This is a genomic window from Mycobacterium sp. PTI7, from assembly GCF_056679845.1.
The window spans coordinates 2,466,671-2,489,783 of record NZ_CM155252.1; the positions used below are offsets into that span (position 1 = coordinate 2,466,671).

The window sequence follows — 23,113 nt, forward strand, 5'->3', positions numbered from 1 at the left end:
AGTTGGTGACGGATGTCGGCTGATTTCCGTCACCAACCGTAGGCTCGGCGACCAGCTCACTCCCGCCGGCGCAACACCATCACGTTGTCGGCGATCGTGACCACCTCGCCGTCGTGTCCGGTCACCTCCCGGTCGACCGCCTCGACCCTGACCCGGTCCCACTCCGCGGCAGGCAGATCGAGCCCGGCCAGCACCTCGTCGGTGCCGGGGAACGGGTGATCGTGTGGCACCTTGGTCGACCCCGGCGGCACGGAGCCGTGGTCGACGACGACCAGGTGCCCGCCCGGGGCCACCGCCCGCGCGGCGTCGGAGAGGATCCTCGGCCGTTCCAGTCGCACCGTCGAGTGCAGGAACTGGGCCGAGACGAGGTCGTAGGTGCCGGAGGGGAAGTCGTCGGAGAGGTCGTGCCGGGCGAAGTCGATCCGGTCGGCGACGCCGCGGGCGGTCGCCTCCTCGGCGGCCCGTTCCAGGGCGGTCGCCGAGATGTCGACGGCCGTCACCTGCCAGCCCTGCTCGGCAAGCCACACGGCGTCACCGCCCTCGCCGCAGCCCAGGTCCAGTGCCCGCCCCGCCGGCAGATCGGCAGCGATCGTCGCGAGCTGGGCGTTGACGCGGCCGCTCCACACGCGGTCGCGTTGGCCGTAGTGCCGTTCCCAGAACTCGTCCGCGGGCGGCACCGGCCACGGCGGGACCGGGAGTCCGACGTCCTCCCCGAGCAGGCTCTGCACCACCGAGGCTCCGGCGAGGCTGCCCGCCGCCACCGCGGCCGCCACCTGCGGCATCTGCGCCGCCACGTCGCCTGCGGCGAACAGGCCGGGCACCGACGTGCGCTGGAACTCGTCGACGCGCAGCGCATCGGCGGCGAGCCGGTTCGGTTCGACGGCCGCACCGAGCTGCTCGGCCAGCGGCGATCTCTGGTGCAGCGTGGTCGCGACCAGCAGACCTCGTCGCGGCAGCCGGCTGCCGTCGGCGAAGGCGATCGCGGCCAGCTCGCCGTCCTGCGCGACGACGCCCGCGACGGACCGGTGGTCCACCGTCACTCCCGCCGCGGCGAGCCGGCCACGCTGGTGGTCGTCGAGTTCCGACTCCCCCGCGAGGACGACGACGTCGTCGGTCCAACCGCGTAGCAGCAGCGCGGAGTGCACTGCGCGATCCCCCGTCGCCAGCACCGCGACCGGTGCGTCGCGCACCTCCCAGCCGTGGCAGAACGGGCAGTGGAACACCGATCGGCCCCACAGCGGTGCCAGACCGGGGACGTCGGGCGTCTCGTAGTCCATTCCGGTGGCGAGCAGTACGGTCCGGGCCCGTTCGGTGGTCCCGTCGGCCAGCTCGAGGACGAAACCGGCTCGCCCTCGGACGACTTCGCCGCTGCGGACCTCCACCGACGGATAGGCGCCGAGTTCGGCGCGTCCCCTCGCGTACAGCTCGGCGGGGGGACGGCCGTCGGAGCCCAGGAGCCCGCCGATCCCGTGGGCCGCGCCGTTGCTCGGTGCGCCCGCGTCCACCACCAGCGTGCGGCGCCGCGCACGACCCAGGACCAAGGCGGCGCTCAACCCTGCGGCGCCACCACCGACCACGATGCAATCCCACTGCGCTTCCATGGGTTCGAGCTTGCCGACTCCCGCGATCGATGCCAAGCTGATTTGCCATGCAGGCAAGCGGCCCCACGAAGACCACGGACGACGTCGACCTCCGGGTACGACGCCGACTGCGCGAGATCCGCACCCAGCGCGGACTGACGCTCGAGGACGTCGCGACCCGCGCCGACATCGACGTCTCGACGCTCAGCCGCCTGGAGTCCGGGAAGCGCAGGCTCGCACTCGATCACCTGCCACGGCTGGCGTCGGCACTGTCGGTCACCACTGACGAGCTGATGCGCGCGCCCGAGGCCGAGGATCCGCGGGTGCGCGGGGCGTCCCACACCGCCCACGGCGTCACGTACTGGCCGCTCACCCGCGGCGGCCCGGCAGGTGGACTCCACGCGTTCAAGATCCGGGTCAGCGCGCGCCGCCGCACCCCGCCCGAGGAGCTACCCGTGCACGACGGCCAGGAGTGGCTCTACGTGCTCTCGGGCAACCTGCGGCTCGTCCTCGGCGATCAGGACTTCGTCATCAAACCCGGTGAGGCAGCAGAGTTCTCGACGTGGACGCCGCACTGGTTCGGCGTCGTCGACGGTCCGGTGGAGGCCATCGCGCTGTTCGGTCCGCACGGCGAGCGCATGCACGTGCGGACCTGACTACAGGTACGACGTCTGATTCACCAGGCGCACCGACGACGCACCGTCGGGATAGAACTCGGCCACCGAGAGCGACGCCAGGTCGAGGTGCAGCCGGTAGAGGATGCCCTCGCCGGCGTCCAGCGCGAGGCGCAGCACGGTCTTGATGGGCGTCACGTGGGAGACGACGAGCACGGTGGCGTCGCCGTACTCGGCGATGATCCGGTCGCGCGCCCGGCGCACCCGGACGGCGACGTCGTCGAAGCTCTCCCCGCCGGGTGGCGGCAGACTGGTGTCGCGCAGCCAGCGCAGGTGCAACTCGGGATCACGCTCGGCGGCCTCGCCGAAGGTCAGTCCCTCCCAGTCGCCGAAGTCGGTCTCGATCAGGTCGTCGTCGACGGTCACCTCGAGGCCGAGCCGGCGCGCCGCCGCGTCCGCCGTGATGAGGGCGCGCTGCAGCGGCGAGCTGATCACCGCGGCGATGTCGTCCCGCTCGCCGAGGTAGGCCGCTGCCGCGTCGGCCTGGGCGCGGCCGAGTTCGGTGAGTGCGGGGTTGCCCCGGCCGGAGTAGCGCCGCTGCACCGACAGCGCCGTCTGCCCGTGGCGCAGCAGCAGGAAGCGGGTCGGCGCGCCGCTCGCGCCGGTCCAGCCCGCGGGCGAGGTCCGCACCGCGGTGGACGTGACGACGGGGTCGGTGACGGTCGCCCCGCCGTCGGCTGGTGCCACCGCGTCCGGCCGGGCGATGCCCGCGGCCTCGTCCATGGCCGCGTTGGCCAGTGCGTCGGCGTGCGAGTTCTTCTCGCGCGGGATCCACGAGTAGGTCACGCGATCGAATCCCGCCGCGGCCGCGCGGGCCCGTTCGTTGAGCGGGATCATGTCCGGGTGCTTGACCCGCCAGCGGCCGGACATCTGTTCGACGACGAGCTTCGAGTCCATCGACACGGCGACGTCGGTGGCGCCCACCGCGGCGGCCGCCTCCAATCCTGCGACCAGGCCACGGTATTCGGCGACGTTGTTGGTCGCGGTGCCGATGGCCTCCTTGCGCTCGGCCAGCACGCTGTCGCGGCCTTTCGACCACACCACGGCGCCGTATCCGGCCGGACCGGGATTGCCACGCGATCCCCCGTCGGCCTCGACTATCACCTTCACGAGAACGAGCCGGGTTGCCGCAGCAAGATCGCGTTGCACTCCGGGCACCGCAGCACCTCGTCCTCGGGCAGTCCCGACATGCGCGCCATGTCGGTCCGGTCGATCTCGATGCGGCAGGCACCGCAGCGGCGGGCCTGCAGCACCCCGGCGCCGGGTCCACCGTTGGCGCGCTGACGTTCGTAGACCGCGAGCAGCGCCGCGTCGATGCCGCCGACGATCTCGCCCCGCCGGTCGAGGGCCTTCTGCCGGGCCACGTCGATCGTGACGAGCGCCTCGTCGCGGGCGACGCGTGCCGTGTCGACGGCCTGCCGGAGTTCGTCGACCCCGCCCTGCTTCTCGGCTTGCTCCTCCTGCAGCCGCTCGCGGCGTTCCATCACCTCGAGTTCGTCGTCCTCGAGGCTGGCCCGTCTGCGCTCCAGCGTCTCCAGCTCGTGCTGGAGATCGGTGAGCTGCTTGGAGTTCACCGTGCCCGACTGCAGCATCGTGCGGTCGCGGTCCTCCCGCTGGCGCACCGACGCGATCTCGGACTCGTACTTCGCCACCTCGCCGTCGAGGTCCTCCAACGCGATCCCGACGAGGGCCAGCTTGTCGCTCGCCTCCTGGTGCTCGGCGGCCACGGCGTCGAGCGCCTGCTGCTCGGCCAGGTTCTTCGCGCGGTGGTCCAGACGACCGATCTCGGCGTCGAGTGCGGTCAACTCCACCAACGAGTGTTGTTGCCAAACATCTGCCTTCATTGCTCTCCGATGTTCCAGGGGTCGGTGCGGATGGAACTCACCCGCACCGGAAGTGCCGTGCCGAAGTGTCGTTCGAGGATGTCCGCCGCCTGCCCGCACCAGGGCTGCTCGCTGGCCCAGTGCGCGACGTCGATCAGTGCCACGTCCGACGCCCGCCGGTATTCGTCGGCGGGGTGGTGCCGCAGATCGGCGGTGAGGTACGCCTGCACACCCGCGGCGTCCGCGGCGTCCAGCAGCGAGTCGCCGGCACCACCGCACACCGCGACCCGGGACACCAGCGCGTCCGGGTCGCCGGCGGCGCGCACGCCCCACGTCGTGCGGGGCAGCGCCCCGGCGGCGCGGGTGACGAAGGCGGACAACGGTTCCGGATCGGGCAGCGCGCACACCCTGCCGATCCCGGTGCCGGTGGGCAGCGGCGCGAGGGGAAGGACGTCGAACGCCGGTTCCTCGTAGGGATGGGCGGCGCGCATCGCCGCCAGGACGGCGGCGCGTACACCGGCCGGTGCGATCACCTCGATGCGCTGCTCGGCGACGCGTTCGACCGCGCCGACGGTGCCGATCGCCGGCGATGCACCCTCGTGCGGCAGGAACTGACCGGTGCCCTCGACGGTCCAGCAGCAGTGCGAGTAGTCGCCGATCCGGCCCGCCCCGGCGGCGAAGACCGCCTCGCGGACCGCGTCGGCGCTCGCGCCGGGCACGTAGAACACCCACTTGTCGAGTCGGCGACCGTCGGATTCCCGGTCGAGGACGCCCTCGACCACCAGGCCGAGCGCCTCGGCGAGCGCGTCGGACACCCCGGGGGCAGCCGCATCGGCGTTGGTGTGGGCGGTGAACAGCGCGCTGCCCGAACGGATCAGGCGGTGCAGCAGCGCGCCCTTCGCGGTGTCCGCGGCGACGGTGTCGACGCCGCGCAGCAGCAGCGGGTGGTGTGCCAGCAACAGCCCGCCCTCGGGGACGTCGGCGACGACGGCCGCGGTCGCGTCCACGGCGACGGTGACGGACTCGACCGGTTCGTCCGGATCACCGCACACCAGGCCCACCGAATCCCAGTCCTGGGCCAGCGCGGGCGGGTACGCGTCGTCGAGGACGTCGATGACGTCGCCCAGCCGGACGCTCATCGCATCGCCTCGACGATCGCCTCGAGGAGCACCGGCCACTCGGGGCGGACCGCCGCCCGCAGGTACCGATCGTCCATTCCCACGAACGTGTCGCAGCGCCGCACCGCGATGCCGTTGCCATTTAGCCGCTTTCGCACCAGCTCGGCGTCGGGGACGGTGAACGCGAGGAAGGGCGCGCTGCCGGCCACGACGTCGATGCCCGCCGCGGTGAAACCCGCCACCATCTCCGACCGCAGGGCCAGCAGGCGCGCGGCACCGTGCCGGGCCTCTGCCACGGCGGTGTCACTGCTGCAGGCGGCGATGGCCTCGAGCTGCAGCGTGCCCAGCGGCCAGTGCGGCCGGGTGGCCGTCAGTCGGGCGAGCACGTCAGGGTGACCGAGCGCGTAGCCCACCCGCAGGCCCGCGAGCGCCCAGGTCTTGGTGAGGCTGCGGAGCACGACCACGTCGGGCAGGCTCTCGGCGGCCAGCGACTCGGGCTCGCCGGGGATCGCGTCGGCGAACGCCTCGTCGACCACCACGATCCGGCCCGGCCGGCGCAACGCCAGCACCTGCTCGCGGGGATGCAGCACCGACGTCGGGTTGGTGGGGTTGCCGACCACCACCAGATCCGCCTGCCGGGGTACGCGCGCCGCGTCGAGGGTGAAGGGCGCCTCGAGCACGACGTGGTCGATCGGCACGCCGGCCGCGGCGAGCGCCGCCTCGGGTTCGGTGAACGACGGCGCGATCAGCGCCGCCCGTCGAGGCCGCAGGTTGGGCAGCAGCGCAAAGCCCTCGGCACCGCCGGCGAGCAGAGCGACCTCGTCGCGGGGGCGGCCGTGCCGCGCGGCGACGGCGTCGGTGGCGCGACGCACGTCCTCGGCGCTCGGGTAGCGGCCCAGCTCGTGCAATCGGGCCGCCAGCCGCTCGGTCAGCCAGGGCGGCGGGGCGGCGCCGCGGACGTTGACGGCGAAGTCCAGCATGCCGTGCCCCGCGGCCTCATCGCCGTGGTAGCGCGCCGCCGTGCGCATCTGCCTTGCCACAGCACGACCCTAGTCGGCGACAATGGAGGCGTGAGTCCCCAGTTGGTGATCTTCGACCTCGACGGCACGCTGACCGATTCGGCCGGCGGCATCGTGGCGAGCTTCCGCCATGCCCTCGGCGAGATCGGCGCCGACGTGCCCGACGGCGACCTCGCGTCGCTGATCGTCGGCCCTCCGATGCACGTCACGCTGTCGGGGATGGGTCTCGGTGACCGCGCCGACGAGGCGTTCGCCGCCTACCGCGCCGACTACACGGCCCGCGGATGGTCCATCAACAGCGTGTACGACGGCATCCCCGACCTGCTCGCGGACCTGCGGGCCAAGGGCGTCCGGTTGGCGGTGGCCACGTCGAAGTCCGAACCGATGGCGCGCAGGATCGTCGAGCACTTCGGCCTCGACGGCCACTTCGAGGTCGTCGCGGGCGCCAGCGTGGACGGTACGCGGTCCTCGAAGGCCGACGTCGTCGCCCACGCCCTCGCACAGCTCGGGCCGCTACCCGACAGCGTGCTGATGATCGGTGACCGCGACCACGACGTCATGGGCGCCGCGGCGCACGGCATCGACACGATCGTGGTGTCGTGGGGGTACGGATCGGGTGACTTCGACCACCCCGACGCCATGCAGCCCGCAGGTCGGGTGTCGACGGTCGAGGACCTGCGCGAGGTGCTCGGTGTCTGATCCGGTCCTGCACGTGACGTTCGTCTGCTCGGGCAACATCTGCCGCTCGCCGATGGCCGAGAAGATGTTCGCCCACCAGATCGACGAGCGGGGGCTCGCCGGCGTCGTCCGGGTGAGCAGTGCGGGCACCGGTGGGTGGCACGCCGGTGACGGCGCCGACCGTCGCGCCGCGCAGGTCCTCGTCGACCGCGGCTACCCGTCCACCCACAGCGCCGCTCAACTCGACGACGACCACCTCGCCGCCGACCTCGTGGTCGCGATGGGTCGCAACCACACCCGGATCCTCCAGGACCTGGGCGTGCCGCCGGAGCGGTTGCGCATGCTGCGGTCGTTCGACCCACGGTCGGCGGCCCACCCCGACGACGTCGAGGACCCGTACTACGGAACGCTCGTCGACTTCGAGGACGTGTTCGCGGTCATCGAGACGTCGCTGCCCGGCCTGCACGCCTGGGTCGACGAGCGGCTCGCCGAGCGGGTGACCGCGTGAGGCCGGCCCACTCCCCGGGTCGCTTCGCTCCTGCCCGCCGCTTCGCCTTCCTCCTGCGGCCCCAGTGGCTGGCGCTCTACGTCGTCGTCATCGGGTTCGCCTACCTCTGCTTCACCGTTCTGGCGCCGTGGCAGCTCGGCAAGAACACGAAGACCACCCGCGAGAACGCCCAGATCTCGGCATCCCTGACGGCCGACTCGGTGCCGGTGACGTCGGTTCTGCCGCAGCAGGATTCGGCCGCACCCGACGACGCCTGGAAGCGGGTGACCGCGACCGGCAGATACCAGCCGGACCGGCAGGTCCTGGCCCGGTTGCGGTCGATCGACGGGGAACCCGCCTTCGAGGTGCTGGTGCCGTTCGCCGTCGACGGCGGCCCCACCGTGCTGGTCGACCGCGGGTACGTGAAGCCGGAGAAGGGCAACGAGGTGCCCGAGATCGCCGCGGCACCGACCGGCACGGTCGGCATCACCGCCCGGTTGCGCGACTCCGAGCTGCTCGCCCTGGGCAAGGCGCCCTTCCGCGAGGGCGGCACGCTGCAGGTCTACTCGATCAACACCGCCCAGATCAGTGACGTCACCGGCACGCCGCTGACGGGGTCCTATCTGCAGCTGGTCGAGGACCAGCCGGGTGGCCTCGGCGTCATCCCGCTGCCCCATCTGGACTCGGGGCCGTTCCTGTCGTACGGCATCCAGTGGATCGCCTTCGGCATCGTGGCGCCGGTCGGAGTGGGCTACTTCGTGCTCGCCGAGTACAAGCAGCGTCGCCTCGAGAAGGCCGGTCGCCCGGGCGGATCGGCGTCGCCGCCGGATCCGGACGATCCGCCGAAGCCCCTCACCACCGACGAGAAGCTGGCCGACCGTTACGGCCGTCGCGGCTGAGCCAGTCCGGCCGTCGCCAGCACCACCACGGCCGCCGTGGCGGCCTGGACGGCCCGGGACAGCCGCACCGAGCGCTCGAGGTCGCGGACCTCGGGGACGCGGCCGTCGCCGAGCGTCGGCCTGATCTCCAGACGGTGCGCGTACTGCGTGGGTCCACCGAGTCGGACACCCAGCGCGCCCGCGAAGGACGCCTCGACCACGCCGGCGTTCGGACTCGGATGTCGTGCCGCGTCGCGGCGCCACGCGCCGAGCGCACCGCGCACCGACCCTCCGGTCAGCGGCGCGCACGCGGCCACCAGCACTCCGCACAGCCGGGCCGGCACGTAGTTGAGGACGTCGTCGAGTCGCGCTGCGGCCCAACCGAATCGCAGATAGCGCGGTGACCGGTATCCGACCATCGCGTCGAGCGTGTTGGCCGCCCGGTAGGCCAGCACTCCCGGCGCGCCGGCGACGGCTCCCCAGAACAGCGGGGCGACCGTGGCGTCGGAGGTGTTCTCGGCCACCGACTCGAGGGCTGCGCGCGTGATGCCGGAGAAGTCGAGTGACGCCGGATCGCGCCCGCACAGCGACGGCAGGAGGTCGCGGGCGCCGTCCAGATCGGCGCGGACCACGCGGCCGGACATCTCGGAACCCGTTCTCGCCAACGAGGTTCCGCCGAGTGCGGTGAACGTCGCGAGTGCGGTCAGCAGCGCGGTCCACTCCGGTCCCCGTCGCGCAGCGGCCCGGTCTGCGACCACCGTTGCCGCCAGCAGCACGCCGACGAGCGCCCCGGTGTGTGCAACGCCCGCGTCGCGCCGATCCCCATACGTGATGCGTTCGAGCGCTGCCGCCGCACTGCCGAACAGGGCGACGGGGTGCCCGCGCCGCGGGTCGCCGAACGCCACGTCGGCCAGGTAACCGAGGGCGAGGCCTGCGGCGCGACCTCGATTCCTCTGTCCGAACACCCCGGCAGCGTCTCACGAGGCGTACCCACACCGGGGCAGGCGGGTCGTCGACCCGCCTGCCCCGGTGCCGAGGGCGTCACCGCACGCGGTCGGCGCGCTTCCGCTCCGGAGCCTTCCGATCGGACGACCGGTCCTGTCGCGCCTGCTGGCGGTCCTGGCGCGCCTGCTGCCGGTCGGCACGGGCCTGCTGACGTTCGGCACGGGTCGACGACGGTTGCCCGGCGGTCGCGGTACCCGCGCCCTCTGTGGCAGGTGTCGCGGGCTTCGCCGGGGTGGCGGGCGTCGCAGGTGTCGCGGGCTTCGCCTGGGTGGCGGGCGTCGCAGGTGCCGCAGAGCTGGCGGGCGTTGCCGAGGTCGCCGCCTCTGCTGCGGCCGCCGCCGCAGCGTCACCCGTCTCCACGTCGGACTCCGGCCCCGTCGTCTCGAGCACGCTCTCCGGCGCCGCACTGTCCGAGATGCCCTGCGTCGGAATGGCATCGGCGGGCGACACGGCGCGCGCGGCGGACTCCGTGGGCGTGGCCTCGACCGGGGACGCGGCGCGCAGGCCGTCCAAGGTCGGCGACGTCGCGGGAATCGACGACGGAGACGGATCGGCGGGCGACACGGTCGGCGTCGGCTCCATCGCGGTCGCGACCATGGCATTCATCTGCGCCAGCTGGGTGGCCGCCGCCTGGCCGAACTGCGCCAGCGACGTCGCAGCCGCCTGCACACTCGCATCGAGCGATGACGCGGCCAGGTTCATCATCGCGTCCATCGGCGTCACGGGTGCGAGCGACGCAGCGGTCGCGGGCTCGGCCGGTGCCGTCGCGGCGAGACTCGTCAGCATGGCGAGATCCTCCGGGGCCGCGGTCTGTTCGACGTTCGGCATCGTCAGCGCCATCCGGGCCACCTCGGGCGTCGTCGACGCCGACGTCGCCAAATCGCGGATTACGTAGGCCGCCGGCTTCCAGGTGCCGTCGGAGCGGATCACCCCGAAGGTGTCCTCCGGGTCGGTGCTCCCCGTGGCGCGGTCCTGCAGCGTCCACACGAACGCGGGCCCCGTGTAGCCCAGGTCGCTCCACGTGGTCAGCATGTCGCGCAGATACGCGGCCTGGGTGGCCTCGTCGACCTCGGAGGTCGGCTGGCCGTACTCGCTTGCCCAGATCAGCTTGTCGGCATCACCGTTGGCGACCATCTCGGCGCGCATCCGCTCGAGCTGGGTGATCGGCGACTCCGGGTAGGGCGTGCCCTCCGAGAACGGCAGCGAGTACAGGTACGGGTGGAAGGACAGGGCGTCGAAGTAGTCGGCACCGCCTGCGTCGTAGACGCCCTCGATGAACGTTACGGGGTTCATCGTGAAGTCGCCGTAGTCGACCACGGCGCCGGTCACGCCGCCGACGACGGTGGCGTCGGGATCGGCGGCCTTGATCTCGGGGTAGGCGGCCTTCAACAGCTCGGTGTAGCCGGCGGGATCGGGCTTGGGGGCATAGAACATCTGCCCGTTCGGCTCGTTCCAGATCTCGTAGGCACCCACCTTGCCGGCGTAGCGCTCGGCGACCAGGCCGGCGAAGTCGCCGTAGGCCGCGGGCGACGCGGGGGCACCGCTGAGCGGTGGCGTCCCCGGCGTGACCGCCCAGTAGGGCGTCGAGTTGAGCACGCCCAGGACGCCCATCCCGCGGGAGTCCGCTGCGTTGACCATGTAGTCGACGGTGCTCCAGTTGTAGTAGCCGGGATAGAACTCCACGCCCGCCCACGGGATCATGACCCGAACGTTGTTGACGCCCATCGCCTGCATCTGGTCGAGATGGGCGTCGATCTGCGCGGGGGTCATCCCGTAGAGATCGGAGTCGGCGAATCCGATGGTCGTGCTCGAATCGTCGATCGCCGCCACCTCGGCAACGTCGAGGTTCACCGGCTGCAAACCAGGCATCAGCGTCGTGACCCCGAGAGCGGATACCGCGACCGCGCTGACGCCGACGACGACGAGCTTCGCCAGGCGCGGTTGGCCAGGTCGGTCCGAACGATTATTTTTGCTTTGCCACATGACACAGTCCCTTGCTCGTGGTCCTCATTCGACTCCCCCCCGACGGAGAGTCCTGCACGAGTTAGGTAGCCAGGTATCGCGAGCGTTAACCCTGACGGGCACGAAAAAATATAGCTTGAACAGCTCGTTTACCGACCACACCAGTGCAGGATGGCAGCGTTTTCGACAAGATCATGCATAACTGGCAAAGTCGTGTGTTTACCGTCTGGGGACGGATGTGACGCCGTTCACGCACGACATCAGTTTGCTTAGACCCTGTAGTCAAATATCTGAGACATCCGTGCAACGGGCACCAAGATCGGCGCAGGAGTCCAGGAAATGAAGAACCGGCGAACGAGTGTTCACTCGCAATCTGGCAAACGATTGGCGGCGTCTTCCGCAATTTGGTCGCGGTTTGCCTGCACGGGCGCACCCGTGAAACGGGCTACGTCGCCGACGTCGACACGGCGAGGGTGGTGGGCGCGGAGGGTTTCGAACCCCCGACCGCTGGTGTGTAAAACCAGAGCTCTACCCCTGAGCTACGCGCCCGTGCTCGGGGCAACTTACACGCCGCCGATGCCCCAGCGGAAATCCCTCAGATGGCGCGCAGGGCGGCCAGCGCGTCGGTCCACGCGGTCTGATCGCGCCGCTCGCCCGGTTGCTTCATCTCGGCGAACGCGATGGTCCCGGCCCCGTCGACGGCGAACGTGCCGCGGTTGGGTAGGCCGCTGCCGGCGTCGAACACCCCGTAGGAGCATGCGACGGCCCCGTGCGGCCAGAAGTCGGACAGCACCGGGAAGTCGAAGCCGTTCCGCTCGGCCCACACCCGGTGCACCGGCGGCGGGCTCGCCGACACCGTCAGCGTGACCGTGTCGTCGGTCCGATAGCGCGCCGGATGGTCCCGGATCTCGGACAGCTCGCCCTGGCACACCGCGGTGAACGCGAGCGGAAAGAACACCAGGAGGACGTTCGTCCCGCGGAACGCGCTCAGCGTCACCGGCTGACCGAACTGATCCTTGATGGTGAAGTCCGGCGCCTGCACGCCCGCCTCAAGCAGCGCCGGTCACCTCCTGGGGGCGGCCTTCGACTTCGGCTGCACGAGTCGGCTGGCAATCCAGTCGCCCAGATTGGCCGACGACGTCACCACCAGCCCGGCGGTCGGCGCAGCCTCCGCGATCTCCGCGGGCTGCACGTGGCCGGGCTTGCCGGTCTTCGGTGTCACCACCCAGACGATGCCCTCGTCCGCCAGCGGCGTGATCGCATCCATCAGTCGGTCGACCAGGTCGCCGTCGTCGTCGCGCCACCACAGCAGCACGATGTCGACCACCTCGTCGGCGTCCTCGTCGAGGAGTTCGCCACCGATGGCTTCCTCGATGTCGGCCCGGATGTCGTCGTCGGTGTCTTCGTCCCACCCAAGTTCTTGGATGGCATGGTCCTTGTCGATGCCCAGCCTTCGGGCGTAGTTCGGCGAATCCGCCGCAACCACCGTCGTCCTCCTTCAGCCAGCGGGATCGCCCCGGTTCGTCGGCCTATACTTGCACGCTACTGCCGAGCACACGTGCCTGGCGCGCGAGTTGGTCAATACAAGGCGTCGCAGAGGTCGAGCGCGCGGTCCTGTGAAACGTTCACGCGCTCGATCGAAACGTTGAACTCCGACATCGGCGCATCGCTGCCGATGGCCACGGACAGGGCCCGTGCCGAGTCCACCCATTCGTTGAGCGCGTCGCGCAGTTCCTGGCTCAGCGGGTCGGTCATGCTGGCGGCGACGACGTCGGCGGTGCGGTTGAGTCCGTCCACCGCGGGACCGGCCCTGGCCACCAGTTCCACGGAGTTCTGGTTGACCGCGTCGACGTAGGCGTTGACGGCGGCGATCGCGTCCACGCTGCTCGAACTCAGCGCCTCGCACGACGTGTGGACGGCTTCCTTGACCGCCGCCTCCTGGCGCTGCGACTCCCGCGCCGCCGAACTCGACGAGGACGCCGCGAGCGACGACGACGTCGACGCGCGGTAGAGGGGGACGTCGGCGGCGTCCAGGCTCGGCGAGCCGGTGGTGATGCTCTGGCAGCCCACGACGATCATCGCCCCGGCGGCGACGGCACCGGCCGCGACGCTCGTGGCACGCAGGCCTCGCGCCCGCAGCCGTGGACCGGTCACGGTCACCAGACGTTACTCCGGTCGGGTAGTCGTCGCCGGTCATCGCACTACGCCGACCCAGGTGCCCGGGTTCAGGCAGGATGGAGGACGATGGACCTGCAGTTCACGAGGGCCACGAGCCCGAACACCCGCCTACCGAGGAGCGGAAGTTGACCACCGAGTTCGCGCGCCAAGACCTGGCTCAAAACTCAAGCAGCACAAAGGAACCCGATCGCGTTCGCGTCATCCGCGAAGGCGTCGCATCGTATCTGCCCGACATCGACTCGGACGAGACGGCCGAATGGCTGGAATCGTTCGATGCGTTGCTCGACCGGTCCGGTCCGGCGCGCGCCCGATACCTGATGTTGCGTCTACTGGAGCGTGCCGGCGAACAGCGCGTCGCCATTCCGGCGCTCACGTCGACCGACTACGTGAACACGATCCCCACCGAGATGGAGCCCTGGTTCCCCGGTGACGAGGACGTGGAGCGGCGGTACCGCGCCTGGATCCGGTGGAACGCCGCGATCATGGTGCACCGCGCGCAGCGGCCGGGAGTCGGTGTGGGCGGCCACATCTCGACGTACGCGTCGTCGGCGGCGCTGTACGAGGTCGGCTTCAACCACTTCTTCCGCGGCAAGTCCCATCCCGGCGGCGGCGACCAGATCTTCATCCAGGGTCACGCCTCCCCCGGCATCTACGCGCGCGCCTTCCTCGAGGGCCGGCTAACTGCCGACCAACTGGATGGTTTCCGTCAGGAGCACAGCCATCCCGGTGGCGGACTGCCGTCCTACCCCCACCCCCGGTTGATGCCGGACTTCTGGGAGTTCCCGACGGTCTCGATGGGCCTGGGGCCCATGAACGCCATCTATCAGGCCCGGTTCAACCACTACATGGCCGATCGCGGCATGAAGGACACCACCGATCAACACGTGTGGGCGTTCCTCGGCGACGGCGAGATGGACGAACCCGAGTCGCGCGGCCTGATCCAGGTCGCCGCCAACGAGGGGCTCGACAACCTGACCTTCGTCGTCAACTGCAACCTGCAGCGCCTCGACGGACCGGTCCGCGGCAACGGCAAGATCATTCAGGAACTCGAGTCGTTCTTCCGCGGCGCCGGCTGGAACGTCATCAAGGTCGTCTGGGGCCGCGAGTGGGACGCGTTGCTGCACGCCGACCGCGACGGCGCACTGGTGAACCTGATGAACACCACGCCCGACGGCGACTACCAGACCTACAAGGCCAACGACGGCAGCTACGTCCGAGACCACTTCTTCGGCCGCGACCCGCGCACCAAGGCGCTCGTCGAGCCGATGACCGACGCCGAGATCTGGAACCTCAAGCGTGGCGGGCACGACTACCGCAAGGTGTACGCCGCCTACCGGGCCGCGATGGAGCACAAGGGCCAGCCGACCGTCATCCTGGCCAAGACGATCAAGGGCTACACGCTCGGCAAGCACTTCGAGGGCCGCAACGCCACTCACCAGATGAAGAAGCTGGCGCTGCAGGACCTCAAGGACTTCCGCGACGCCCAGCGCATCCCGATCGACGACGCGCAGCTCGAGGAGAACCCGTACCTGCCGCCGTACTACCACCCGGGGCCCAACGCCCCCGAGATCCGCTACCTGCTCGACCGGCGGCGCACGCTCGGTGGGTTCCTGCCGGAGCGGCGCACGAAGATGAAGAAGCTCGTGCTGCCGCCGCGCGACACGTACAAGGCGCTCAAGAAGGGGTCGGGCAACCAGGAGGTCGCCACCACCATGGCGACGGTCCGCACGTTCAAGGAGTTGTTGCGCGACAAGAACATCGGCAAGCGGATCGTGCCGATCATCCCGGACGAGGCCCGCACCTTCGGGATGGACTCGTGGTTCCCGAGCCTGAAGATCTACAACCGCAACGGTCAGCTGTACACCGCCGTGGACGCCGAACTCATGTTGGCGTACAAGGAGAGTGAGATCGGCCAGATCCTGCACGAGGGCATCAACGAGGCAGGGTCGACGGCGTCGTTCACCTCGGTCGGCACGTCGTACGCGACGCACGACGAGCCGATGATCCCGGTGTACATCTTCTATTCGATGTTCGGGTTCCAGCGGACCGGCGACGGTCTGTGGGCCGCCGCCGATCAGATGGCCAAGGGCTTCGTGCTCGGCGCCACCGCCGGCCGCACCACCCTGACCGGCGAGGGCTTGCAGCACGCGGACGGACACTCGCTGCTGCTCGCGTCGACCAACCCGGCCGTGGTCACGTACGACCCGGCGTTCGCCTACGAGATCGCCTACATCGTCGAAGAGGGTCTGCGACGCATGTACGGCGACGAGCCGGAGAACGTCTTCTACTACATGACCATCTACAACGAGCCCTACGTCCAGCCCGCCGAGCCGGAGGACTTCGATCCCGACGGGTTGTTGCGCGGCATCTACCGCTACCGGGCGGCCAAGGAGAAGCGCGGCAACGTCGCGCAGATCCTCACCTCCGGCGTCGCGATGCCGGAGGCGCTGCGGGCCGCGGACCTGCTGTCCGCCGACTGGGACGTCGCGGCCGACGTGTGGTCGGTGACCAGCTGGGGCGAACTCAACCGCGACGGCGTCGCGCTCGACCGGGAGGCGCTGCGCCACCCGGACAAGCAGGCCGGTCAGGCGTACGTCACCAAGGTGCTCGCCGACACGGCGGGCCCCGTGGTGGCCGTGTCGGACTGGATGCGGGCGGTGCCCGAGCAGATCCGGCCGTGGGTGCCCAACACCTACGTCACGCTCGGCACCGACGGCTTCGGGTTCTCCGACACCCGGCCCGCCGCACGCCGCTACTTCAACACCGACGCCGAGTCGGTCGTGGTGGCGGTACTCGCGGCGCTGGCACGCGACGGTGAGATCGACCCGTCGGTCGCGGTGACCGCGGCCAAGCAGTACCAGATCGACGACGTCATGGCCGCGGGCGTCTCGTTCAAGGACACCGGGAGCGCCTGAGCGATCCGTTTGTGGACTAGTGCCATAAGAACGGCGTAGCTTTTAGGAGTGACCGACAACTCGTCCGGACGGACGCCACTGGAACTGGTGGCGTCCGTCCCGGAGTCGCTGCAGCGACGCGTGAAGCAGCACTCCGGGCGGCTGGCCACCGAGGCCGTCCACGTGATGGGCGAACGGTTGCCGTTCTTCGCCGAACTCGAGGCGTCGCAGCGGGCCAGCGTCCAGCTGGTCGTCCAGACCGCGCTGGTCAACTTCGCCGAGTGGATGCGCAATCCCGGCGGCGACGTCGGCTACACCGCCGAGGCCTTCGCGCTGGTCCCCCAGGAGCTGACCCGGCGCATCGCGCTGCGGCAGACGGTCGACATGGTGCGCGTGACCATGGAGCACTTCGAGGAGGCCGTGCCGCTGCTGGCGCGCAACCCGGAGCAGATGACGGCGCTCACCGTCGGGATCCTGCGCTACAGCCGCAACCTCGCGTTCGCCGCCGCATCGGGCTACGCCGACGCCGCGGAGGCGCGCGGCGCCTGGGACACCCGCATGGAGGCCAACGTCGTCGACGCCGTCGTACGCGGTGACATCGGACCCGAACTGCAGTCGCAGGCGGCTGCGCTCAACTGGGACGCCACGGCGCCCGCGACGGTGGTCGTCGGCCTGCCCAACCCGGCGCGCCTCGAACTGACCAGTGAAGACGTGCACGCCATCGTCAACCGGCACGACCGCGTCGCCCTGACCGACGTGCACGGCACGTGGCTGGTGGCCATCGTGTCGGGCCAGCTGTCACCGACCGACAGGTTCCTGGCCGACCTGATGGAGGCGTTCGGCGACGGACCGGTGGTGGTGGGCCCCGTCGCGACGTCGCTGTCCGGCGCGCACTACAGCGCCAGCGAGGCGATCGCGGGCATGAACGCAGTGGCCGGCTGGAGTGGTGCGCCGCGGCCGGTGCCGGCACGCGAACTGCTGCCCGAACGCGCGCTCGCAGGTGACCGGTCGGCGATCGCGGTGTTGCAGACGGAGGTCATGCGGCCCCTCGCCGACGCGGGTCCGGCGCTCGCCGAGACGCTCGACGCGTATCTCGACTCGGGGGGTGCCATCGAGGCGTGTGCTCGCAAACTGTTCGTTCATCCAAACACCGTCCGGTACCGCCTCAAGCGGGTCACCGACTTCACGGGCCGCGATCCGACGGTCCCCCGCGACGCCTACATCCTGCGGGTGGCCACCACCCTGGGCAGGCTCGGTCGGCAGACGACGCATGCCAGCACGACAAATGCCGGTGTGATCCAGCTGACAGCCCGTCCGCCCGGTCAGGCCGCTTCGCTTTGAGGATAAATCGTCGCATTCCGATCACGGTGCGGTCCCGTCACGTGCTGTTTTGTGGACTCCCCACAAAAACATAAGACGAGGTTCATAATCTCTTACACCGCGTAAAGCCGTACTCACAGTGTTCTCTTAATCCGTGCCACAAAACGCCGTGCTCGCGCTGCTCGCTCCGGGCCAAGGTTCCCAGACCCCGGGCATGCTGCTGCCGTGGGTGGAACTGCCGGGTGCGGCCGACCGTCTTGCGACGTGGTCGGAGATCAGCGGCCTGGACCTGAGCGCGCTCGGCACCACCGCGACCGCCGAGGAGATCACCGACACCGCGGTCACCCAGCCCCTCGTCGTCGCGGCCACGCTGCTCGCCCACGAGGAACTGACCCGCCGCGGCCTGCTCACCGGAGCCCAGACCGTCGTGGCCGGTCATTCGGTCGGCGAGATCGCCGCCTACGCCATCGCGGGCGTCATCTCCGCCGACGACGCGGTGAAGCTCGCCGCGACCCGCGGCGCAGAGATGGCCAAGGCCTGCGCGGCCGAGCCCACCGGCATGGCCGCCGTCCTGGGTGGCGACGAGGCCGAGGTCCTCGCCCGCCTGGAGGCGCTCGACCTGGTGCCCGCCAACCGCAACGCCGCCGGCCAGATCGTCGCCGCCGGAGCGCAGTCGGCGCTGGACAAGCTGGCCGAGGATCCGCCGGAGAAGGCGCGCGTCCGCAAGCTGGCCACCGCCGGGGCGTTCCACACCCACTTCATGGCTTCCGCCCTGCCCGGCTACTCCGCCGCGGCCGAGAGCGTCACCACGTCCGAGCCCACCACCGTGCTGCTGTCCAACGCCGACGGCCAGCCGGTCGCCTCCGCCGCCGACGCCATGACCAAGCTGGTGTCGCAGCTGACCAAGCCGGTCCGCTGGGATCTGTGCTCCGCGACGTTGCGTGAGCGGAACGTCGCCGCGATCGTCGAGTTCCCGCCCGCCGGGGCGCTGGCCGGCATCGCCAAACGAGAACTTCGGGGCGTTCCGACGCACGCCGTCAAGACCCCCGCAGACCTGGACGGCCTCGCCGAGTACTAGTCCAGTAGCACCCGTACCAGCACGTTCCCACCGGGCACGCCGAATCCGGCGTGCCGATCACCGAATAGAAGGAGCCATCGTGGCTACGCAGGAAGAAATCATCGCCGGCATCGCCGAGATCATCGAAGAGGTCACCGGTATCGAGCCTTCCGAGGTCACCCCGGAGAAGTCGTTCGTCGACGACCTGGACATCGACTCGCTGTCGATGGTGGAGATCGCCGTGCAGACCGAGGACAAGTACGGCGTGAAGATCCCCGACGAGGACCTCGCCGGTCTGCGCACCGTCGGTGACGTCGTCGCCTACATCCAGAAGCTCGAGGAAGAGAACCCCGAGGCTGCCGCCGCACTCCGCGACAAGTTCACCTCGTGACCCGCCCTTCCACTGCTAACGGCAACTTCCCCAACGTCGTGGTGACTGCGGTCACCGCGACCACGTCGCTGGCGGCGGACATCGACAGCACGTGGAAGGGTTTGTTGGCCGGCGAGAGCGGGATCCGCGAACTCGACGATCCGTTCGTCGACAAGTGGGACCTGGCCGTCAAGATCGGTGGGCACCTCAAGGAGCCCCTCGATCCGCTGATGAGCCGGTTGGAACTGCGACGGATGTCCTACGTGCAGCGCATGTCGAAGTACGTCGGCAACCAGCTGTGGGAGTCCGCCGGTAAGCCGGATGTCGATCCCGATCGTTTCTCGGTCGTGATCGGCACCGGCCTCGGTGGCGGCGAGAAGATCGTCGAGATGTACGACGCGATGAACGAGGGCGGCCCCCGCAAGGTGTCGCCGCTCGCCGTTCAGATGGTCATGCCCAACGGTGCTGCTGCCGTCGTCGGCCTGGAACTCGGCGCCCGCGCCGGTGTCATCACGCCGGTGTCGGCCTGTTCGTCGGGCTCGGAGGCCATCGCTCACGCATGGCGCCAGATCGTCATGGGTGACGCTGACTTCGCCGTCTGCGGTGGCGTGGAAGGCATGATCGAGGCGCTGCCCATCGCGGCGTTCTCGATGATGCGTGCCATGTCGACCCGCAACGACGATCCCGAGGCCGCGTCGCGTCCGTTCGACAAGAACCGGGACGGCTTCGTCTTCGGTGAGGCCGGCGCGCTGATGATCATCGAGACCGAGGAGCACGCCCTGGCCCGTGGCGCCAAGCCACTGGCCAGGCTGATGGGCGCGGGCATCTCGTCGGACGCCTACCACATGGTGGCGCCCGCACCCGATGGCCTGCGCGCCGGATACGCGATGAAGCGTGCGATCGAGACGGCGGGGCTGTCCCCCTCGGACATCCACCACGTCAACGCCCACGCGACGGCCACCCCGATCGGCGACGTCGCCGAGGCCAACGCCATCCGGAACGCCGGTGTGCAGAACGCCGCGGTGTACGCACCGAAGTCGGCGCTCGGCCACTCCATCGGTGCGGTCGGTGCGCTGGAGTCCATCCTGACGGTGCTCGCACTGCGCGACGGCGTCATCCCACCGACACTGAACTACGAGACACCCGACCCCGAGATCGATCTCGATGTCGTCGCGGGTGAGCCTCGATATGGCGACTACCAGTACGCCATCAACAACTCGTTCGGTTTCGGTGGACACAATGTCGCTCTGGCATTCGGTCGCTACTGACCGATAGCCAGACCGAGAGGGAGTGTTCGAGCAGTAATGACGCGGATGTCCTCGGGCAACGGTTTGCCCAACGTGGTCGTCACCGGTTTCGCCATGACGACTGCGTTGGGGACCGACGCCGACAGCACCTGGAAGCGTCTGCTCGACGGGCAGAGTGGCATCCGCACGCTGGATGACTACTTCATCGACCTCTACGACCTACCCGTCCGCATCGGTGGACATCTTCTGGAGGACTTCAACGGCGATCTGACGCCCGAGGAGCAGGGACGGCTGTCCTACCTGCAGAAGATGGCCACCGTGCTGGGCCGTCGCGCGTGGGAGAACGCCGATTCGCCCGACGTCGATCCGCGGCGCCTCATGGTGTCGATCGGCACCGGCATGGGCTCGAGCGAGGAACTCCTGTACGCCTACGACGGCATGCGCGAGAAGGGCGTCGAAGGCGTCTCCCCGCTGGCCGTCCAGACGTACATGCCCAACTCGCCCGCCGCCGCGGTGGGCCTGGAACGCAACGCCAGGGCCGGCGTCGTCACCCCCGTCTCGGCGTGCGCGTCGGGCTCGGAGGGCATCGCGAACGCGTGGCGCAGCATCGCACTCGGTGAGGCCGACGTCGCGATCTGTGGTGGCGTCGAGACCCGCATCGAAGCGGTGCCGATCGCCGCGTTCGCCCAGATGCGCATCGTGCTGTCCACCACCAACGATGATCCGCCCGGTGCGTGCCGTCCGTTCGACAAGGACCGCAACGGGTTCGTGTTCGGCGAGGGCGGCGCACTGATGGTCATCGAGACCGAGGAGCACGCCAAGGCGCGCGGCGCGAAGATCCTCGCCCGCCTCATGGGCGCGGCCGTCACCTCCGACGGCTACCACATCGTGGCCCCCGACCCCACCGGCGATCAGGCCGGCCGGGCGATCACCCGGGCCATCCAGCTCGCCGGCCTCACCCCCGGCGACATCGACCACGTCAACGCGCACGCGACCGGAACCTCGGTGGGCGACGTGGCGGAGGGCAAGGCGATCAACAACGCCCTCGGATCGAACCGGCCTGCGGTGTACGCACCCAAGTCGGCGCTGGGCCACTCCGTGGGCGCCGTCGGCGCCGTCGAAGCGGTCCTCACCGTGATGGCACTGCGGGACGGAGTGGTCCCGCCGACCTTGAACCTGCGCAACCTCGACCCGGAGATCGACCTCGACGTCGTCGCCGGCGAGCCACGACGCGGCGACTTCACGTACGCGATCAAGAACTCATTCGGATTCGGCGGGCACAACGTCGCTCTCGCCTTCGGCAAGTACTGATCCGACGCACGGCACGACACGATACGAACCGAAGAGCTACGAAACCAGGAGACTTGAGATGACGACCATGACCCCCGAAGTAGTCGACGAGTCACTCGACCCGCGCGACCCGATGCTGCGTCTCGCCACGTTCTTCGACGACGGCACCGTCGAACTGCTGCACGAGCGCGACAAGTCCGGCGTCCTCGCCGCTGCGGGCACCGTCAACGGCGTCCGCACCGTCGCGTTCTGCACCGACGGCACGGTCATGGGTGGGGCCATGGGCGTCGACGGCTGCAAGCACATCGTCGACGCCTACGACACCGCGATCGAGGACCAGAGCCCGATCATCGGCATCTGGCACTCCGGCGGCGCGCGTCTGGCCGAGGGCGTCAAGGCGCTGCACGCCGTAGGCCTCGTCTTCGAGGCGATGATCCGCGCTTCGGGCTTCGTCCCGCAGATCTCCATCGTGGTGGGCTTCGCGGCCGGCGGCGCCGCCTACGGTCCCGCGCTCACCGACGTCGTCATCATGGCCCCCGAGGGCCGCGTGTTCGTGACTGGTCCCGACGTGGTCCGCAGCGTCACCGGCGAGGACGTCGACATGGCCTCGCTCGGCGGGCCCGACACGCACCACAAGAAGTCCGGCGTCTGCCACATCGTGGCCGACGGCGAGGTCGACGCCTACGAGCGTGGCCGCCGCCTGGTGGGCCTGTTCAGCCAGCAGGGCCACTTCGACCGCGCCAAGGCCGAGGCCGGCGACACCGATCTCGCTGCGCTGCTGCCCGATTCGCCGCGTCGCGCCTACGACGTGCACCCGCTGATCGGCGCACTGCTCGACGAGGACGCCCCGTTCGAGGAGTTCCAGGCCAAGTGGGCCCCGTCCATGGTCGTCGGACTGGGCAGGCTCGCGGGCCGCTCGGTCGGCGTGCTGGCCAACAACCCGCTGCGTCTCGGCGGCTGCCTGAACTCCGAGAGTGCCGAGAAGGCAGCGCGTTTCGTGCGCCTGTGCGACGCGTTCGGCATCCCGATCGTCGTCGTCGTCGACGTGCCCGGCTACCTGCCCGGCGTCGACCAGGAGTGGGGCGGCGTGGTTCGCCGCGGCGCCAAGTTGCTGCACGCGTTCGGTGAGGCGACGGTCCCCCGCGTGACGCTGGTGACCCGCAAGATCTACGGCGGCGCCTACATCGCGATGAACTCCCGCTCGCTGGGCGCCACCAAGGTGTTCGCATGGCCCGACGCCGAGGTCGCCGTCATGGGCGCCAAGGCCGCGGTCGGCATCCTGCACAAGCGCAAGCTCGCCGCCGCCGCCCCCGAGGACCGCGAGGCCCTGCACGAGGAGTTGGCTGCCGAGCACGAGCGGATCGCGGGCGGCGTCGACAGCGCCATCGAGATCGGCGTCGTCGACGCGAAGATCGACCCCGCGCACACCCGCAGCGTGGTGACCCAGGCGCTGGCCGAGGCGCCCGCCCGCCGCGGCCGCCACAAGAACATCCCGCTGTAACCCCGGGTTGGGTTCCCTCCCCCGCGAGCGGG

Annotated in this window: 21 protein-coding genes and 1 tRNA gene; 11 read left to right on the forward strand and 11 right to left on the reverse strand. The window is 70.1% G+C overall.

Annotated features, from left to right (window positions below; translation table 11 throughout):
• Nucleotides 1-56 precede the first annotated feature (56 nt).
• Nucleotides 57-1,601 (reverse strand): FAD-dependent oxidoreductase, encoded by a 1,545-nt coding sequence (locus AC1MEY_RS11895; protein WP_480230822.1) that lies wholly within the window; start codon nucleotides 1,599-1,601, stop codon nucleotides 57-59.
• A gap of 47 nt (nucleotides 1,602-1,648) precedes the next feature.
• Here AC1MEY_RS11895 and AC1MEY_RS11900 point away from each other — a divergent pair, with 47 nt between their 5' ends.
• Nucleotides 1,649-2,236: a helix-turn-helix domain-containing protein gene (locus AC1MEY_RS11900; RefSeq protein ID WP_480230823.1), complete on the forward strand. Its 588-nt coding sequence runs from the start codon at nucleotides 1,649-1,651 to the stop codon at nucleotides 2,234-2,236.
• Here AC1MEY_RS11900 and AC1MEY_RS11905 read toward each other — a convergent pair whose 3' ends face one another.
• From AC1MEY_RS11905 to cobC, 4 genes are read right to left on the reverse strand one after another with little or no spacing between them, the layout of a single operon-like run.
• Nucleotides 2,237-3,364: a bifunctional RNase H/acid phosphatase gene (locus tag AC1MEY_RS11905; protein WP_480230824.1), complete on the reverse strand. Its 1,128-nt coding sequence runs from the start codon at nucleotides 3,362-3,364 to the stop codon at nucleotides 2,237-2,239.
• Nucleotides 3,361-4,098: a zinc ribbon domain-containing protein gene (locus tag AC1MEY_RS11910; RefSeq protein WP_480230825.1), complete on the reverse strand. Its 738-nt coding sequence runs from the start codon at nucleotides 4,096-4,098 to the stop codon at nucleotides 3,361-3,363. Before AC1MEY_RS11910 ends, AC1MEY_RS11905 begins: the two co-directional genes overlap by 4 nt.
• Nucleotides 4,095-5,216, reverse strand: coding sequence for a Nif3-like dinuclear metal center hexameric protein (locus AC1MEY_RS11915; protein ID WP_480230826.1), 1,122 nt, complete (start codon nucleotides 5,214-5,216; stop codon nucleotides 4,095-4,097). The genes AC1MEY_RS11910 and AC1MEY_RS11915 overlap by 4 nt, the downstream gene beginning before the upstream one ends.
• Nucleotides 5,213-6,223, reverse strand: coding sequence for an Rv2231c family histidinol phosphate aminotransferase CobC (gene cobC / locus AC1MEY_RS11920; RefSeq protein ID WP_480231437.1), 1,011 nt, complete (start codon nucleotides 6,221-6,223; stop codon nucleotides 5,213-5,215). Before cobC ends, AC1MEY_RS11915 begins: the two co-directional genes overlap by 4 nt.
• 42 nt (nucleotides 6,224-6,265) lie before the next feature.
• On the opposite strand from cobC, the gene AC1MEY_RS11925 reads away from it, so the two are divergent.
• Genes AC1MEY_RS11925 through AC1MEY_RS11935 form a run of 3 tightly spaced genes read left to right on the forward strand, consistent with a single transcriptional unit; the run spans nucleotide 6,266 to nucleotide 8,278 of the window.
• Complete coding sequence (locus AC1MEY_RS11925; protein ID WP_480230827.1) at nucleotides 6,266-6,913, forward strand: HAD-IA family hydrolase; 648 nt, start codon at nucleotides 6,266-6,268, stop codon at nucleotides 6,911-6,913.
• Nucleotides 6,906-7,400, forward strand: coding sequence for a low molecular weight protein-tyrosine-phosphatase (locus AC1MEY_RS11930; protein ID WP_480230828.1), 495 nt, complete (start codon nucleotides 6,906-6,908; stop codon nucleotides 7,398-7,400). The genes AC1MEY_RS11925 and AC1MEY_RS11930 overlap by 8 nt, the downstream gene beginning before the upstream one ends.
• Complete coding sequence (locus tag AC1MEY_RS11935) at nucleotides 7,397-8,278, forward strand: SURF1 family cytochrome oxidase biogenesis protein (protein ID WP_480230829.1); 882 nt, start codon at nucleotides 7,397-7,399, stop codon at nucleotides 8,276-8,278. The genes AC1MEY_RS11930 and AC1MEY_RS11935 overlap by 4 nt, the downstream gene beginning before the upstream one ends.
• Here AC1MEY_RS11935 and AC1MEY_RS11940 read toward each other — a convergent pair.
• The 6 genes from AC1MEY_RS11940 to AC1MEY_RS11965 all read right to left on the reverse strand — a co-directional run bounded on the left by AC1MEY_RS11940 (nucleotide 8,260) and on the right by AC1MEY_RS11965 (nucleotide 13,378).
• On the reverse strand, nucleotides 8,260-9,222 hold the full coding sequence (locus AC1MEY_RS11940; RefSeq protein ID WP_480230830.1) for a cobalamin biosynthesis protein: 963 nt from the start codon (nucleotides 9,220-9,222) through the stop codon (nucleotides 8,260-8,262). The two genes, AC1MEY_RS11935 and AC1MEY_RS11940, sit on opposite strands and share 19 nt — an antisense overlap.
• A gap of 76 nt (nucleotides 9,223-9,298) precedes the next feature.
• Entirely contained in the window at nucleotides 9,299-11,113 is a 1,815-nt protein-coding gene (locus AC1MEY_RS11945) for a cellulase family glycosylhydrolase (RefSeq protein ID WP_480230831.1), read from the reverse strand.
• A gap of 585 nt (nucleotides 11,114-11,698) precedes the next feature.
• A tRNA-Val gene (locus AC1MEY_RS11950) sits at nucleotides 11,699-11,773 on the reverse strand.
• A gap of 46 nt (nucleotides 11,774-11,819) precedes the next feature.
• The gene (locus AC1MEY_RS11955; RefSeq protein WP_480231438.1) at nucleotides 11,820-12,281 is read right to left on the reverse strand and encodes a redoxin domain-containing protein; all 462 of its coding nucleotides are present in this window, start codon (nucleotides 12,279-12,281) and stop codon (nucleotides 11,820-11,822) included.
• A gap of 6 nt (nucleotides 12,282-12,287) precedes the next feature.
• Complete coding sequence (locus tag AC1MEY_RS11960) at nucleotides 12,288-12,710, reverse strand: DUF3052 domain-containing protein (protein ID WP_480230832.1); 423 nt, start codon at nucleotides 12,708-12,710, stop codon at nucleotides 12,288-12,290.
• A gap of 92 nt (nucleotides 12,711-12,802) precedes the next feature.
• Nucleotides 12,803-13,378 (reverse strand): hypothetical protein, encoded by a 576-nt coding sequence (locus AC1MEY_RS11965; protein WP_480230833.1) that lies wholly within the window; start codon nucleotides 13,376-13,378, stop codon nucleotides 12,803-12,805.
• A 149-nt stretch (nucleotides 13,379-13,527) separates the two neighbouring features.
• Here AC1MEY_RS11965 and aceE point away from each other — a divergent pair, with 149 nt between their 5' ends.
• The 7 genes from aceE (at nucleotide 13,528) to AC1MEY_RS12000 (ending at nucleotide 23,081) form a co-directional block, all read left to right on the forward strand.
• The gene (aceE, locus tag AC1MEY_RS11970) at nucleotides 13,528-16,317 is read left to right on the forward strand and encodes a pyruvate dehydrogenase (acetyl-transferring), homodimeric type (protein ID WP_480230834.1); all 2,790 of its coding nucleotides are present in this window, start codon (nucleotides 13,528-13,530) and stop codon (nucleotides 16,315-16,317) included.
• A 48-nt stretch (nucleotides 16,318-16,365) separates the two neighbouring features.
• A complete protein-coding gene (locus AC1MEY_RS11975) occupies nucleotides 16,366-17,637 on the forward strand; it encodes a PucR family transcriptional regulator (protein WP_480230835.1) in 1,272 nt (423 codons plus the stop codon).
• A gap of 148 nt (nucleotides 17,638-17,785) precedes the next feature.
• The gene (locus AC1MEY_RS11980) at nucleotides 17,786-18,694 is read left to right on the forward strand and encodes an ACP S-malonyltransferase (protein ID WP_480231439.1); all 909 of its coding nucleotides are present in this window, start codon (nucleotides 17,786-17,788) and stop codon (nucleotides 18,692-18,694) included.
• A 76-nt stretch (nucleotides 18,695-18,770) separates the two neighbouring features.
• Nucleotides 18,771-19,064 (forward strand): meromycolate extension acyl carrier protein AcpM, encoded by a 294-nt coding sequence (acpM, locus tag AC1MEY_RS11985; protein WP_163802061.1) that lies wholly within the window; start codon nucleotides 18,771-18,773, stop codon nucleotides 19,062-19,064.
• Nucleotides 19,061-20,311 (forward strand): 3-oxoacyl-ACP synthase KasA, encoded by a 1,251-nt coding sequence (gene kasA / locus AC1MEY_RS11990; RefSeq protein WP_480230836.1) that lies wholly within the window; start codon nucleotides 19,061-19,063, stop codon nucleotides 20,309-20,311. Before acpM ends, kasA begins: the two co-directional genes overlap by 4 nt.
• A gap of 36 nt (nucleotides 20,312-20,347) precedes the next feature.
• Entirely contained in the window at nucleotides 20,348-21,601 is a 1,254-nt protein-coding gene (locus AC1MEY_RS11995) for a KasA/KasB family beta-ketoacyl-ACP synthase (protein ID WP_480230837.1), read from the forward strand.
• A gap of 58 nt (nucleotides 21,602-21,659) precedes the next feature.
• Nucleotides 21,660-23,081, forward strand: a complete 1,422-nt coding sequence (locus tag AC1MEY_RS12000; protein WP_480230838.1) for an acyl-CoA carboxylase subunit beta — start codon at nucleotides 21,660-21,662, stop codon at nucleotides 23,079-23,081.
• Nucleotides 23,082-23,113: the final 32 nt, after the last annotated feature.

Excerpts from the sequence above, each read along its gene's own strand:
- AC1MEY_RS11895 (WP_480230822.1), bottom strand. The coding sequence starts at position 1,601 with ATGGAAGCGCAGTGGGATTGCATCGTGGTCGGTGGTGGCGCCGCAGGG.
- AC1MEY_RS11900 (WP_480230823.1), top strand. The coding sequence starts at position 1,649 with ATGCAGGCAAGCGGCCCCACGAAGACCACGGACGACGTCGACCTCCGG.
- AC1MEY_RS11910 (WP_480230825.1), bottom strand. The coding sequence starts at position 4,098 with ATGAAGGCAGATGTTTGGCAACAACACTCGTTGGTGGAGTTGACCGCA.
- AC1MEY_RS11915 (WP_480230826.1), bottom strand. The coding sequence starts at position 5,216 with ATGAGCGTCCGGCTGGGCGACGTCATCGACGTCCTCGACGACGCGTAC.
- cobC (WP_480231437.1), bottom strand. The coding sequence starts at position 6,223 with ATGCGCACGGCGGCGCGCTACCACGGCGATGAGGCCGCGGGGCACGGC.
- AC1MEY_RS11995 (WP_480230837.1), top strand. The coding sequence starts at position 20,348 with ATGACGCGGATGTCCTCGGGCAACGGTTTGCCCAACGTGGTCGTCACC.
- AC1MEY_RS12000 (WP_480230838.1), top strand. The coding sequence starts at position 21,660 with ATGACGACCATGACCCCCGAAGTAGTCGACGAGTCACTCGACCCGCGC.